The following is a 14,661-nucleotide window of genomic DNA, read 5'->3' on the forward strand; positions in this document are numbered from 1 at the left end:
CAGAAACAACTAGGCCGCCCGAGGGCGGCCTAGTTGTTTCTGGGTGAAGCGCCTGACAATTGTGCAGGCACTCTGTAAATCCATCGGGAGAGCGCAGAGGTAGGTGCGTAGGTTGGCGCTGAGCCAAAGGCGATGCCCAACAACCGACCTGCAAGGCGGAATTTTAATCTTGAGGCCGAGAATTGGGAGTCGCTAGGCGACTCCTTGTTGGGCATCACTGCGTTCAGCACCAACCTACTTCAGCACCGACCTACTTCAGCACCAACCTACTTCAGCGCCAACCTACGAGTCATCCTCCGCAGTCAGAATCGCGTTGGCTAGTTCCATATCGCTGGCGCTCGGCCCTGGCTGCTCGGTACGTATCTGCTGCAGCGCTGCTTCTAGATAAGGGCCGCGGATGGTGCCGTCACTGGCGATATAGGCGCTGGCATCGTCCTGGGCGGCGACGATCAGCTTGTGGTCGTGGTCCTTGCGGAAGGTCAGATAGGTCGAACCGGTAAGCGCGGCGGATGACAGCACATCGCGGACGAAATCACTGTCGGCCAATACCGGGCCGGCTGGCACGGCGATAAGGGCGAGGGTGGCGACAGCAAACTTAAGGCGCATAGCGGGAACCCCTGCAGTTACTACCTGAAATTAAGACTGCTGGCGCGGGTTGGGAGTTCAGTCGGCGGGACGGCAGGTCTAGTCGCGGGGCCTGCCTCAGGTCGTCCGTGCGGGTGCAGGTATTGGCTCAGGCTAGTGCAGCGCTCGTGGTGAAGGCGATCGTAGCCTCGGCCTGTCTAGTGGTGCGAAGTACCGCGCTGTCATGCGGCGGCTTCGACCTTAAGCAATACGCCGTCTTGGCCGGTCACCTTGATCGGGGTACCGGCTGGAAGGTCCGGGCCGCTGACCAGCCAGACGCTGTCGCCGGCCTTGATCTTGCCGCGGCCGTCGACTATGGCTTCGTGCAGTTGGAAGGTGCGGCCGACGAACTCCTGACCGCGCTGGTTCAGGCCTGGCTGGTCGGAGGGTTTGGCGGCGTGGCGCTGGCGGCGCCACCAGAGCACCGCTGTGAGCACCGACATTATGCCGAACAGCAGGAACTGCCAGGTCCAGGGCAGCGTCGGGAACAGGTAGGTGATGACGCCGACGCCGGCGGCGGCCACGCCTACCCACAGCAGGTAGCCGCCGGCGCCGAACACTTCGAGGATCAGCAGCAGGGTGCCGAAGGCCAGCCAGTCCCAAAATGACAGGTGTTGCAGGTAGTCCCACATGCTCCGGGTTCCTCTTAGGCTTTTTTGCTGTCGAAGGTGGCTTTGACGATCTCACCGATGCCGCCCACCGCGCCTATCACTTGACTGGCTTCCAGCGGCATCAGGATCACCTTGCTGTTGTTCGCGGACGCCAGTTGGCCGAGGGCCTCGATGTACTTCTGGGCGACGAAGTAGTTGACCGCCTGCACGTTACCGGCGGCGATGGCCACGGAGACCATGCGGGTCGCTTCGGCTTCCGCCGCGGCGGCACGCTCGCGCGCTTCGGCTTCGAGGAAGGCCGCGGCCCGCTCGCCTTCGGCGCGGAGGATTTCGGCCTGCTTGTGGCCTTCGGCGGTGAGGATGGCCGCCGAGCGTGAGCCCTCGGCCTCGAGAATCTGTGCGCGCTTCAGGCGTTCGGCCTTCATCTGGCTGGCCATGGCCTCGACCAGATCGGCCGGCGGGCTAATGTCCTTGATCTCGATGCGGGTGATCTTGATGCCCCAGGGCGCGGTGGCCTCGTCGACGGTCTTGAGCAGGCGCTCGTTGATCGAGTCGCGCTGGCTGAGCATGGCGTCCAGTTCCATGGAGCCGAGCACGGTGCGGATATTGGTCATCACCAGGTTGCGGATGGCGTGCTCGAGGTTGTTCACCTCGTAGGCCGCCTGGGCCGCATTGATTATCTGGAAGAAGCAGATCCCGTCGATCTGCACGATGGCGTTGTCGGCGCTGATGACTTCCTGCGGCGGGATGTCGAGCACGCTTTCCATCACGTTGAGCTTGCGGCCGATGCGGTCCATCACCGGGACTATGATGTTCAGCCCCGGCTTCAGGGTGTTGGTGTAGCGGCCGAAGCGTTCCACCGTCCACTCGAAGCCCTGCGGCACGACCTTGAAGCCCATAAAGACCATAGCCAAGGCGAGGCCGACGAAAAGAAAGATCACACTGCCGATTTCCATAAAAACTCCATTTTCCTGGGACATGGTTGGTCATTCGTAGGGTGGGTTAGCCGCTGCGCGGCGTAACCCACCGGTGCTGCCGCAAGGCATTGCACCATACCGGTCTGCCGACCGGTCGGTGGGCTACGGCCTGCTGCCTAACCCACCCTAGGTTTATTTCTGTTCGCTCTGCGGGGTGACCCTGAGCACTTCCTCAATCGTCGTCAGGCCGGCGGCAACCTTCTGCGCGCCGGACAGGCGCAGGCTGCGCATGCCTTCCTTGAACGCCTGGCGGCGCAGTGTCAGCAGGTCGGTGTCGGCGGTAATCAGGGGTTTGACGCTGTCCGTCAATTGCATGATCTCGTAAACCCCGGCGCGCCCGCGGTAGCCGGTATCGCGGCATTCCAGGCAGCCGACGGCCTTATGCGCGCCGCTGGGCAGTGGTGCGCTCCAGGGTTTGGTCAGGGTCTGCCAGTCATCTTCGCTAAGCTCCACCGGCGCCTTGCAGTGCGGACAGAGGGTGCGCACCAGGCGCTGGGCCATGACCCCGAGCAAGGTGGCCTTGAGCAGGTAGTACGGCACGCCCAGTTCGAGCAGGCGGGTGATGGCGCTGGGGGCGTCGTTGGTGTGCAGGGTCGACAACACCAAGTGCCCGGTGAGCGCGGCCTGGATCGCCATTTCGGCGGTTTCCAGGTCGCGGATTTCGCCGATCATGATGATGTCCGGGTCTTGCCGCATCAGCGCGCGCACGCCGCTGGCGAAGGTCAGGTCGATATTGTGCTGGACCTGCATCTGGTTAAAGGCCGGCTCGACCATCTCGATCGGGTCTTCGATGGTGCAGAGGTTCACCTCCGCCGTCGCCAGTTTCTTCAGTGAGGTGTACAGCGTGGTGGTTTTGCCCGAGCCGGTTGGCCCGGTGACCAGGATGATGCCGTTCGGCTGGCTGGTCATGTCCAGCCAGCGGCGCAGGTCATCGGGGGAGAAGCCTAGTTGATCGAAGTTTTTCAGCAGCACTTCCGGGTCGAAAATCCGCATCACCATCTTTTCGCCGAAGGCGGTGGGTAGCGTCGACAAGCGCAACTCGACTTCTCCGCCGTCCGGAGTCTTGGTCTTGACCCGGCCATCCTGCGGTTTGCGCTTCTCGGCGACGTTCATCCGCCCCAGGCTTTTCAGGCGGCTGACGATGGCCATGGTCACTTGCGGCGGGAATTGATAGACGTTGTGCAGCACGCCGTCGATGCGAAAGCGCACGGTGCCCTGCTCGCGGCGCGGCTCGATATGGATATCGCTGGCGCGCTGCTGGAAGGCGTATTGGAACAGCCAGTCGACGATATTGACGATATGCGCGTCGTTGGCGTCCGGCTCCTGATCGCTGGCGCCGAGGTTGAGCAGTTGCTCGAAGTTGCCGAGGCTGCTGTTTTTCATATCGACGGCGGTGGCGCCGCTGACCGATTTGGCCAGACGGAAAAACTCCACGGTGAAACGCTGAATATCCGCCGGGTTGGCCACCACGCGCTTGATCGGGCGCTTCAGGACATGGGTCAGGTTGGCTTCCCAGCTGCGCACGAAGGGTTGCGCGCTGGCGATGGTTACCGCTTCGCTGTCCGCCGCCACGGCGAGGATCTTGTGGCGCTGGGCGAAGGCATAGGACATCAACGGCGTGACGGCGGCGACGTTGATCTTCAACGGGTCAATGCGCAAGTAAGGCTGTCCGGCATGGTTCGCCAGCCAGACGGTCAGGCCTTCCAGGTCGAGCTTCTTGCCCGGCCGGCTAAGGTCGTCGACCTGCTGCACGGCGAGAAACTCCAAGGGATGCAGCTGAGGGGTCGCCGAACTGCGGCGGATGGCCAAGCAATGCTCGGCCGTTTCCTGGGCCAGGTGGCCCTGGGCGACCAATTCGCGCAGCAGGTCGTTGAGATCCAGCGTGCGATCCTGGGCCGGTGAAGCGAAGGCGGACATGCGAACTCCTTGTCAGACGGCTCTGCTGCGCAGCATCGAGCACGCCCAACGGCTGCTCGGCTCGCAAAGAATAGCCCTAAGCATGCCCGATTGCGCCGCCCGGCGCGATGCTGCTGGTCCGCTCTTGTGCTCAGGCTCGCACTCGCAGCAGCACGCCTCTCAGGCGGTGCATCCGCCGCGGCTCAGGCTCGGACTTTGAGGGAGTTCAGCCAAGCGCTCCAGCTCGACCGAGCAGACGCTGGTCAGCGAGCGCATCTTCTGGGCTATGACTTCTGCCCTGTGCCAGCTGATATCGGCCTGCTGCACTTCGATCAATAAGTCCTCCTGCAACTGCTGGACACTGACCTGCTGGGGAATCATCGACTGTTGAGCGAAATAGCTGAGCAGTCGGCACAGAATGTTCGGCTCGGCCTCGGCCAGGATGCGGTACTGCACCTGGGCGCGTGCCGCGTTAGCGGCCCAGACATCGCCCCTCGATGGCTCGACAGCCGCTTGGCTGAGGCCGGCAAAGGGTTGGCTGAAGGCTTCGAGGTTGGCCATGCTGATCTCCACAGTTGATGCGGAAAATTTTTACATGCTAGGGGCGAAATTTTTACTCTATGATCGAGCTTGTTCGAATTTTTTTAGATTGTTTATGTTTTGTATGTGATTAGTGAGGTTTTTTTATGTTGGTCGCTCTGGATGCCTATGATCGCCGGATTCTGGCCTTGCTGCAGGAGGACGCCTCGCTCTCCAGTGCCGAGATTGCCGAGCAGGTCGGCTTGTCGCAGTCCCCCTGCTGGCGGCGGATTCAGCGCTTGAAGGAAGAGGGGGTGATTCGCCGGCAGGTGACCCTGCTCGATCGCAAGAAGATCGGCCTCAACACGCAGATTTTCGCTGAGGTCAAACTCAACGCCCACGGTCGTTCCAACCTCACCGAATTCGCCGAGGCCATGCGCGAGTTTCCCGAAGTACTGGAGTGCTTTGTGTTGATGGGGGCGGTGGACTTCCTGTTGCGCATCGTCACCCAGGACATCGAGGCCTATGAGCGCTTCTTCTTCGAGAAACTCTCGCTGGTGCCGGGGATTCAGGAAGTGAACTCGATCGTCGCGCTCTCGGAAATCAAGTCGACCACCAGCTTGCCGCTGTTGGGCTGACCCGCAGTTGCTGGGTGTTCCAGGTGGGACAGATTCCCATGCAACTGCGGGCGCGGCGGATTACAAACGCAGCAAGACTTTCCAGGCTTTGCTGGTCAGCACGGTTTGCGCCTGCTGCACGCGCGCGTCGAGGCATTCCTCGTCGAGCGCGCGGTTGGCCAGTTCGCGCAGTTTGTTCAGCTCGCCATACAAGCGGTCGACTTCCGGCACTTCCAGTAGCACCTGGCGGGCCAGGCGCAACCAGACCTGCAGACGCTCGATGCGCGGCAGCTGCTCGGCCAGGTCTTCCGGCTGCTGCTGATAACGACCCAGTTGCAGGGCCACGGCTTCTTCGGCCAGCAGATGCGGCAACCAGTTGCCGAGCACCGCCGCGCCCTGGCGATTGCCGCGATTATTGCGCTCGCTAGTCCAGGCGTGAGCCAGCAGCCAGCGCGAGGTATTCAGCGAGAACAGGCCCCAGCGATTGCCTTGCAGTTCTTCGGCGAACTGCGCAGGGGCGGCTTGGCGCACTGCTTCGTCGAGTTGCCCGGCCAGTACCCGTGGGCGCCAGACACTGAGCAGGGCGTCGAGACTCAGGCGCAGTTCGTGGCTGCTCGCCCGTGGCGCGGCCTGGCCAAGGCTGCCGACCAGCGCCCGGAGTTCGACCAGTTGCTCGACCCAGTCGACCAGCAAACGCCAGTGGCCGTTGAAGCGGTATTGCTCGGCGAGGCGCTGGCTGCTGCCGAGCAGGTGCCAGGCCAGCGCGGCGAAGGCCTGGTCTAGTGCCAGTTCGGGGTTGAGTTCGGGCAGTGGCAGGCTCAGCGAGTAGCTGTTGGCATCGAACAGGCGATAACCGCGTTCGGCCTTGCTGATATCGCAGGGCATCAGCGCGAGATCCGCCGCCAGCTCCGCGGCCAGTTCCAGGAGCGCTTGCGGCTCGCCCTGTCTAAGTTCAAGCTCCAGCTCGCAGATGTCTTCTTCCTGGCCGGCGGCGATGACTTTGCCGAGATCGAGGGCGGCTTCGATCACCACTTTGCTCTTGCCGCGGCCCCAGGCGATTTCAGCGCGTTCGCGAATGAAGTCGGTGGTGAAGATGGCCTGTAGCTGTTTTTTATCCAGCTCCGCCAACGCTTCTGGCCAGCATTCGTCGTTCAACTTCTTCAGATCCAGCTTGGCCTTGCTCAGCGCCCAATCGTACTCGTGGCGTTCGGACAAGCCGGCGACGCTCTGGCCGCGCGTCTTCAGGGTCTGGATGAACTCCTCGCCGTCACGTCGAATGCGCAGTGCGATCTTGGCTTTGGCCAGGTCGCGTTCCGGCGTATCGAAGTACTGGTTGAACAGTTCGCGGCGTTCCCAGCCAGCCTTGTTGCGCTTTTTCAGCAACGGGTGCTCACGCAGGGCGGCGAGGGTTTCGCGGCTGACGCGGAGTTTGATTTCGGTTTCTTTCTGCATGGCCGGGGAATCCAAACGCTAATAACGGGTGCGCAGCCGCAGAGTGCCAGTGGGCGAGGGCTGCTGAAGCCGTGGAGTGTACAGGACATGCAGGCCTACCGCGCCGGCAGCCGGCGCTTGGCGGTTTATTCCTGGGGCGCGATGGCTCTATGATGGGACTCGCTTGTGGAGACCGCGAATGCCCCAGCTTTCCCTCAAAGAGCAATTTGCCGCGCTGATCGCCACGCCGTCGGTGAGCTGTACCCAGCCGAACCTGGATCAGTCCAACCGTGGGGTGATCGAGTTGCTCAGCGCCTGGCTCGGCGACCTGGGATTTGCCTGTGAGGTGCAGGAAGTCACGCCGGGTAAATTCAACCTGCTCGCCAGCTACGGCAGTGGCCCTGGCGGTCTGGTGTTGGCCGGGCACAGTGACACCGTGCCGTTCGATGCGGCTTTGTGGAAAACCGATCCGCTCAAGTTGACCGAGGTCGATGGCCGCTGGGTCGGTCTCGGCAGCTGCGATATGAAGGGTTTCTTTGCGCTGATTATCGAGGCGGTTAAACCGTTGCTCGCACAGCGGTTCCAGCAGCCGCTGCTGGTCCTCGCCACCTGTGATGAAGAAAGCTCGATGGCCGGCGCCCGTGCGCTGGCTGCGGCGGGCCGGCCCTTGGGGCGGGCGGCGGTGATCGGTGAACCGACCGGGTTGCGGCCGATTCGCCTGCACAAAGGCGTGATGATGGAACGCATCGATATTCTCGGCCAGAGTGGCCATTCCTCCGACCCGAGCCTCGGTCATAGCGCCCTGGAGGCCATGCACGGCGCGATTGCGGAGCTGTTGCAGCTGCGCCAGCAATGGCAGCAGGAGTACCGCAATCCGCAGTTCAGCGTGCCGCAGCCAACCCTCAACCTAGGCTGTATCCACGGTGGCGATAATCCCAATCGGATCTGCGGCCAGTGTTCGCTGGAATTCGATCTGCGGCCCTTACCGGGGATGGACCCCGAAGTGCTGCGCGCGGCGATTCGGCAAAAACTGCAGCCACTGGCGATACAGCATCAGGTAACCATCGACTTCGCCCCCCTGTTTCCCTGCGTGCCTGCGTTCGAGCAGGCGGCCGACGCCGAATTGGTGCGGCTGGCAGAACGACTGACCGGGTACAGCGCCGAGGCGGTGGCATTCGGCACCGAAGCGCCTTATCTTCAGCAACTGGGTTGCGAGACCCTGATCCTCGGCCCTGGCGATATCAGCTGCGCTCATCAGCCGGGGGAGTTCCTGGAAATGTCACGTTTGCAGCCGACAGTGCGTCTGCTGCGTGAGTTGATTCAGCACTATTGCCTGAGTCCAGCTACAGCTTCGTAGGCTGGGTCGAGGGCTTGGCCGAAACCCGGCGTTTTGTTTGTGTCGCCCCATTGAACGGTAAGGAGAGCACGCGTGTTGCAGCCCCAACTTCGACGATAAAGCTGACGTTTCACCGCTTGCTGATGCTCGCTCAGGCTTTCTCTTCACGAATCAAAGGCTCATTACGCTATGCCGGAATACGTCAACTGGCTCCGCCACGCTTCGCCCTATATCAATGCCCACCGCGATTGCACTTTCGTCGTCATGCTGCCCGGCGAGGGCGTGGCGCATCCGAACTTCGGCAATATCGTCCATGACCTGGTGCTGCTGCATAGCCTTGGCGTGCGCCTGGTGCTGGTCCACGGTTCGCGCCCACAGATCGAGGCGCGGCTGGCGATACGTGGGCTGACGCCACATTTTCACCGCAATCTGCGGATCACCGACGGGCCGACCCTGGAGTGCGTGATCGACGCCGTTGGCCAGTTGCGGATCGCCATCGAAGCGCGCCTGTCGATGGACATGGCCGCCTCGCCGATGCAGGGCTCACGCCTGCGCGTGTCCGGCGGTAATTTTGTCACCGCGCGGCCGATTGGGGTGCTCGAGGGTGTCGACTATCACCATACCGGCGAAGTCCGGCGGGTCGATCGCAAGGGCATTGGTCGCTTGCTCGACGAGCGCTCGATCGTGCTGCTCTCACCGCTGGGCTACTCACCCACCGGAGAGATCTTCAACCTCGCGTGTGAGGACGTGGCGATGCGCGCGGCGATCGACCTGGATGCCGACAAGCTGATCCTGTTCGGCGCCGAGCGTGGCCTGCTCGATGAGGGCGGCAAGCTGGTGCGTGAGTTGCGCCCGCAGCAGGTGCCGACCCATCTGCAACGGCTCGGCAACTGTTATCAGGCGGAACTGCTGGATGCCGCCGCCCAGGCCTGCCGGGGCGGGGTCAAGCGCAGCCATATCGTCAGCTATACCGAAGACGGTTCGCTACTCACCGAGCTGTTTACCCGCGACGGCGGCGGCACCCTGGTCGATCAGGAACAGTTCGAGCAATTGCGCGAGGCGAGCATCGAGGATGTCGGTGGTCTGATCGACCTGATCAGCCCACTGGAAGAGCAGGGCATTCTGGTGCGCCGCTCACGCGAAGTGCTGGAGCGCGAGATCGAGCAGTTCAGCATCGTCGAGCGCGACGGGCTGATCATCGCCTGCGCAGCGCTATATCAGATTGCCGATTCGGACTCGGGTGAGCTGGCCTGTCTGGCGGTCAATCCGGACTATCGCCACGGTGGTCGCGGCGATGAGCTGCTGGAGCGCATCGAAGAGCGCGCGCGGGCGCAGGGCTTGAAGACCTTGTTCGTGCTCACCACGCGCACCGCCCATTGGTTCCGTGAGCGTGGCTTCGAGCCGAGCAGCGTCGATCGTCTGCCGGCGGCACGGGCCTCGCTGTACAACTATCAGCGCAATTCACAGATTTTCGAGAAGCAGCTGTAGAGACGTAACAGACCGTAGGCAGAGCGCAGACCGTAGGCTGGGTAGAGCGCAGCGACAAAACGGCAGGAAAGCCGTTTTGCACAGCTTCAGCTGCCCGCAGGGTGAGGTGCATGGATGCACCTCATGAAACCCAGCCTACGGCCAGCATGTACTTATGCTGTCTTCTGAATCAGCAGTTGGTACTGCTCTTCGCCATCGTCCCAACCGGCTTCCCACGCCGCCGCGAGTACCTCCGCGCGGTGCGGTTGCTGGCTGGTCGGGTGGCCGGTGAGGCCGGCCATATAGCCTTGTTGGTAAGCCTTGTTCAGGCTTTCCAGGCTCCAATGTCGGTCTTCGTCGGGTCGGTCTTCGTCGGGGAGGGCCTCGGGGGGCGCCATGGGCAAACTCACATAAACCAAACTGCGCTTATGCTAACCCCACTGGCCGGCGGCGACTGAGCCGCCGATCCCGGCTTTTGGCCCGCTGGCGGCTTTTGTGACGGAGTCGACGCACAGGCCGTTGAAAAAGGTAGCGAGCGACGGCTAGGGCCGCACCCGTTCCCTACGGGTGGCGGCATTCCCCACATCCATGTGGGTCACAAGGCGCAACGCGGCGTAGGCTAGCGCAGTAGTTTTTCAACGACCTGCTAAACCGCGAGGGTGAGGATGCTCGCTTGGTAGGCGGCGACAAAGGTGTCGAAATCACTGACTGGTGCGCGCTCCAGCTCAGCCTGTTCGGCCAGCGACTGGCGTACCGATTCCTCGAAGGCGGCTTGCTCCGTGCTGCTCAGCGGTTGGCTGCGGAAGTATTCGGCATGTGCCTGGCTTTGCCGCAGGGCGAACTCTGTGAAGCTTTCACCGTGCTCCTGCAGGCTGGCCAGCACCTGTGCCGAAGGCGTCAGCGCTGGGTCGTCGACCTTGGCCCGTTGCGCTGCCAGCGCTTGGGTGTGGCTATCACCGCCGTGGCTGTTGTCGAGCAAGGTCGCGAGCTGCTGGATGCTGTCGAGTAGTTGATGGGCCCAGGCTTGCAGTTCGACGGGTTCGCCATGGCGCTGCAGGTGCAGGCCCGGGCGGCGGCCTTCTTTAACCACTTTGAGGAAGTTGTCGGTGCAGTCGCGGCATTCTGTGCCAGCCAGTTCCGGGCTGTCTTGCAGGGTACAGAACAGCAGGAAGGCGTCGAGGAAGCGTGCTTCCGTCAGGTCGATACCCAGCGGCAGGAACGGGTTGATGTCCAAGCAGCGCGCTTCGACATACTGCACGCCACGCGCCATCAGCGCCTGGATTGGTCGCTCGCCGCTGTAGGTCACGCGTTTCGGGCGGATGTTCGAGTAGTACTCGTTTTCGATCTGCAGGATGTTGGTATTGAGCTGCAGCCATTCGCCATTTTGCTTGGTACCAATTTCGGCATAGGCCGGGTAGGGCGTGGAGACCGCTTGGTGCAGGCTGTGGGTGTAGCTGGCAAGGTCGTTGTAGCAGGGCGTCAGGCCGGCCTGGGCACTGCTTTGGTAGCCCAGATCACTCATCCGCAGACTCGTGGCGTAGGGCAGGTACAAGGTGTGCTCATCGAGCTGCTTGAGCTGGTGCGGGCGGCCACGCAGGAAGCCGGCGTCCAGCGTCGGCGAGGCGCCGAACAGGTACATCAGCAGCCAGCTGTAGCGCCTGAAATTACGGATCAGGGCGATATAGCGCGCCGACTGATAATCGCGCGGGCTCTGCGTATTGCCTTCGGCCTGTTGCAGCAGCGGCCAGAGCGCTTCCGGCAGCGAGAAGTTGTAGTGAATGCCGGCGATGCACTGCATGGTCTTGCCGTAACGCAGCGCCAGGCCCTTGCGATAGACGTATTTCAGCTGGCCGATGTGCGAGTCGCCGTAACGGGCGATCGGAATCCGCTCTTCTTCCGGCAGCGGGCAGGGCATCGACGGGCTCCACAGGTACTCGCCGTCAAGCTTGCTGTAGGCAAAGCGATGGATCTGCTCAAGGTCCGCCAGCGTGGCCGCCGGGTCGGGTTCTGCGGGAGTGATGAACTCCAGCAGCGACTCGGAGTAGTCGGTGGTGATCTGCGGGTGCGTCAGCGCCGAGCCTAGTGCGGCCGGGTGTGGCGTCAGCGCGAGCTGGCCGTGGGCATCGACGCGCAGGCATTCCCGCTCGATACCATGTAGGCACTGGGTGAGCAGGGCAAGGTTGGCGCGCTCGCCGAGCAGAGCCAGGCGGCGGGAGAGAAGATCGCTCAAAATGGTATTCCTTCACGCGTCGGTCGCCCCAATATGGGGGTGGACGGAGCGGTCTACAAGGGGCAAAGGAAGTAACCGGCGTTGTCGCCTGGTTGGGATGCTGCGCCTGTTATAGCGCAGCCGGGAGGCAACGAGTTATACGCGAGCGAAGGTGGCTTGTGCTTTGGCGACCAGTTTGTCGCCTTGATGGGTTTCCGCCTCGACCACCTGGGTGCGCCGGCCTGCGTGCAGCACCCAGGCGCGGCAGACCAGCATGCCGTCGCTCACCGGGCGGATGTAATTGATCTTGCTCTCCAGTGTCACGCACTCCGGCACGCCGCCGGAGAGGCTGTGGCTGGCCTGGCCCATGGCCGTGTCGATCAGCGAGAACAGCGCGCCGCCATGCAGTTTGCCCTGCACATTGCGCAGGCCGTCGTGCATGACCATGTGCACTTCCGCGCGACCCTCGGCGGCGGCGACGACTTCCAGGCCGAGTAGGCGGCCGAAGGCGCTGCTGCTGCCAACTTGCTCTTGCTTCATCAGTTTTTCCTCAGATCGTAGGCTGGGTATGAGCTGGGTTTCGCTTCGCTCTACCCAGCCTACAGGGACCGCGATAGGTCAACGAATCAATCGATCAGTCCACTTCAGCGTTTCTTGATCTGCTTGGCGTTGGCGAACAGCGCGGCCATGGCTGCATTGCTGGCCGGCTGCGGCTCGCTACGTGGCGTGCTTTGCTGGCGTGGCTGGCTACCGGAGCGGCTGCCGCGTTGGCCTTCGATCTTCTCACCGGGCGTATCCGACATACGCATCGACAGGGCGATACGGTTACGCGGGATGTCCACCTCCATCACCTTGACCTTGACCACGTCGCCCGCTTTGACCGCTTCGCGCGGGTCCTTGATGAACTTCTCCGACAACGCCGAGATATGCACCAGGCCGTCCTGATGTACACCGATATCGACGAAGGCGCCGAAGTTGGTGACGTTGGTCACCACGCCTTCCAGCATCATGCCCAGCTGCAGGTCCTTGAGGGTTTCGACGCCGTCCTGGAACTCGGCGGTCTTGAACTCCGGGCGTGGGTCGCGGCCAGGCTTTTCCAGTTCCTGGAGGATGTCGGTCACGGTGACCAGGCCAAAGGCTTCGTCGGTGAATTTCTTCGGGTCGAGGCGTTTGAGGAAGCTCGAATCGCCGACCAACGAGCGCACATCGCGACCGGTATCGGCGGCAATCCGCTGTACCAGCGGGTAGGTTTCCGGGTGCACCGCGGAGGCGTCCAGCGGGTTGTCGCCGTTCATTACGCGCAGGAAGCCGGCGGCCTGTTCGAAGGTTTTTTCACCGAGGCGGCTGACTTTTTTCAGTGCATCGCGGGTTTTGAAGGCGCCGTTGGCGTCGCGGTGGGCAACGATATTCTGCGCCAGGGTCGCATTGAGGCCGGAGATGCGCGCCAGCAGGGCCACCGAGGCGGTATTCACATCGACACCGACGGCGTTTACGCAGTCTTCCACCACCGCATCCAGGCTACGCGCCAGTTTCAACTGGGAGACGTCGTGCTGGTACTGGCCGACGCCGATGGATTTCGGATCGATCTTCACCAGCTCGGCCAACGGATCCTGCAGGCGCCGGGCGATCGACACCGCGCCACGGATCGACACGTCGAGATCGGGGAACTCCTTGGCCGCCAGTTCCGAAGCCGAGTACACCGAAGCGCCGGCTTCGCTGACCATGATTTTGGTCATTTTCAGTGCTGGGTATTTTTTGATCAGTTCGGCGGCCAGTTTGTCGGTCTCGCGGCTGGCGGTGCCATTGCCGATGGCGATCAGGTCGACCGAATGCTTGGCGCAGAGCGCGGCGAGCACGGCGATGGTCTGGTCCCACTGGTTCTTCGGCACGTGCGGGTAGACCGTGGCGGTGTCCAGCAGCTTGCCGGTAGCATCCACCACGGCGACCTTGCAGCCGGTGCGCAGGCCTGGATCTAGGCCCAGGGTCGCGCGCGGGCCGGCCGGCGCCGCGAGCAGCAGGTCGTGCAGGTTGTGGGCGAACACGCTGATCGCTTCGTTTTCCGCGCTTTCACGCAGCTCGCCGAACAGGTCGGTTTCCAGGTGGGTGTAGAGCTTGACCTTCCAAGTCCAGCGCACCACTTCGGCCAGCCATTTGTCGGCGGCGCGGCCTTGGTCTTTGAGGCCGAAGCGCTCGCCAATCATCAACTCGCAGGGGTGCAGGGTGCCCGGCGCATCGTCGCCAACTTTCAGCGCTGAACTGAGGATGCCCTCGTTGCGGCCACGGAAAATCGCCAGAGCACGGTGCGAGGGGACGCTTTTCAGCGGTTCGTCGTGCTCGAAGTAGTCGCGGAACTTGGCGCCTTCCTCTTCCTTGCCAGCGACCACTCGGGCGCTGAGGGTGGCATCGTGTTTGAGGAAACCGCGCAGTTTGTCGAGCAGGCTGGCGTCTTCGGCGAAGCGTTCCATGAGGATGTATTTGGCGCCTTCCAGCGCGGCCTTCACATCGGCGACGCCTTTTTCCGCGTCGACGAAGCGTGCGGCTTCGCCTTCCGGGCTCAAGGTCGGGTCGTTGAACAGGCCGTCGGCCAACTCGCCAAGGCCAGCTTCCAGGGCAATCTGGCCCTTGGTGCGGCGCTTTTGCTTGTACGGCAAATACAAGTCTTCGAGGCGCGTCTTGGTGTCGGCGAGTTTGATTTCGCGGGCCAGTTCGGGGGTCAGCTTGCCTTGTTCTTCGATGCTGGCGAGGATGCTGGCGCGCCGGCCGTCGAGTTCGCGCAGGTAGCGCAGGCGCTCTTCGAGGTTGCGCAACTGGGTATCGTCCAGGCTACCGGTGACCTCTTTACGGTAACGGGCGATAAACGGCACGGTGGAGCCTTCATCGAGCAAGGCCACGGCGGCTGCGACCTGTTGCGGGCGGACACCGAGTTCCTCGGCGATACGGTTGTTGATGCTGTCCATAAAACCACCTGACAGAG

Annotated in this window: 13 protein-coding genes; 3 read left to right on the forward strand and 10 right to left on the reverse strand. The window is 62.6% G+C overall.

All coding sequences use genetic code 11. The annotated features are described in order from the left end of the window. Positions 1–282: 282 nt before the first annotated feature. From D3879_RS06935 to D3879_RS06955, 5 genes are all read right to left on the reverse strand, one after another. Positions 283–606 (reverse strand): DUF2388 domain-containing protein, encoded by a 324-nt coding sequence (locus tag D3879_RS06935; protein WP_119953326.1) that lies wholly within the window; start codon positions 604–606, stop codon positions 283–285. A gap of 200 nt (positions 607–806) precedes the next feature. Continuing rightward, entirely contained in the window at positions 807–1,256 is a 450-nt protein-coding gene (locus D3879_RS06940; RefSeq protein ID WP_119953327.1) for an NfeD family protein, read from the reverse strand. A 14-nt stretch (positions 1,257–1,270) separates the two neighbouring features. Then, positions 1,271–2,191, reverse strand: a complete 921-nt coding sequence (locus D3879_RS06945) for an SPFH domain-containing protein (RefSeq protein WP_119953328.1) — start codon at positions 2,189–2,191, stop codon at positions 1,271–1,273. 153 nt (positions 2,192–2,344) lie between these two features. Further along, complete coding sequence (gene tfpB, locus D3879_RS06950; RefSeq protein ID WP_119953329.1) at positions 2,345–4,129, reverse strand: type IV pilus assembly ATPase TfpB; 1,785 nt, start codon at positions 4,127–4,129, stop codon at positions 2,345–2,347. A gap of 159 nt (positions 4,130–4,288) precedes the next feature. Beyond that, on the reverse strand, positions 4,289–4,669 hold the full coding sequence (locus D3879_RS06955; RefSeq protein WP_119953330.1) for a hypothetical protein: 381 nt from the start codon (positions 4,667–4,669) through the stop codon (positions 4,289–4,291). Positions 4,670–4,794: 125 nt separating this feature from the next. On the opposite strand from D3879_RS06955, the gene D3879_RS06960 reads away from it, so the two are divergent. Continuing rightward, positions 4,795–5,265, forward strand: coding sequence for an Lrp/AsnC family transcriptional regulator (locus D3879_RS06960; RefSeq protein WP_119953331.1), 471 nt, complete (start codon positions 4,795–4,797; stop codon positions 5,263–5,265). Positions 5,266–5,325: 60 nt separating this feature from the next. Here the strand turns inward: D3879_RS06960 and D3879_RS06965 are convergent, their stop codons facing one another. After that, the gene (locus tag D3879_RS06965; RefSeq protein ID WP_119953332.1) at positions 5,326–6,696 is read right to left on the reverse strand and encodes a CYTH domain-containing protein; all 1,371 of its coding nucleotides are present in this window, start codon (positions 6,694–6,696) and stop codon (positions 5,326–5,328) included. A gap of 178 nt (positions 6,697–6,874) precedes the next feature. Here D3879_RS06965 and argE point away from each other — a divergent pair, with 178 nt between their 5' ends. Both argE and argA read left to right on the forward strand, forming a co-directional pair. Beyond that, entirely contained in the window at positions 6,875–8,032 is a 1,158-nt protein-coding gene (gene argE, locus D3879_RS06970) for an acetylornithine deacetylase (RefSeq protein ID WP_119953333.1), read from the forward strand. 168 nt (positions 8,033–8,200) lie between these two features. Next, on the forward strand, positions 8,201–9,499 hold the full coding sequence (gene argA, locus D3879_RS06975; protein WP_119953334.1) for an amino-acid N-acetyltransferase: 1,299 nt from the start codon (positions 8,201–8,203) through the stop codon (positions 9,497–9,499). 152 nt (positions 9,500–9,651) lie between these two features. On the opposite strand, the gene rmf is transcribed toward argA, so the two are convergent. From rmf to D3879_RS06995, 4 genes are all read right to left on the reverse strand, one after another. Beyond that, positions 9,652–9,876: a ribosome modulation factor gene (gene rmf, locus D3879_RS06980; protein ID WP_119953335.1), complete on the reverse strand. Its 225-nt coding sequence runs from the start codon at positions 9,874–9,876 to the stop codon at positions 9,652–9,654. Between the two features lie 248 nt (positions 9,877–10,124). Continuing rightward, positions 10,125–11,708, reverse strand: a complete 1,584-nt coding sequence (gshA, locus tag D3879_RS06985) for a glutamate--cysteine ligase (protein WP_119953336.1) — start codon at positions 11,706–11,708, stop codon at positions 10,125–10,127. 135 nt (positions 11,709–11,843) lie between these two features. Then, complete coding sequence (locus tag D3879_RS06990; protein ID WP_119953337.1) at positions 11,844–12,227, reverse strand: PaaI family thioesterase; 384 nt, start codon at positions 12,225–12,227, stop codon at positions 11,844–11,846. A 104-nt stretch (positions 12,228–12,331) separates the two neighbouring features. Continuing rightward, positions 12,332–14,644: a Tex family protein gene (locus D3879_RS06995; RefSeq protein WP_119954911.1), complete on the reverse strand. Its 2,313-nt coding sequence runs from the start codon at positions 14,642–14,644 to the stop codon at positions 12,332–12,334. Positions 14,645–14,661 lie beyond the last annotated feature (17 nt).

Origin of the sequence: Pseudomonas cavernicola, assembly GCF_003596405.1 — a bacterium.
Lineage (GTDB): Bacteria > Pseudomonadota > Gammaproteobacteria > Pseudomonadales > Pseudomonadaceae > Aquipseudomonas > Aquipseudomonas cavernicola.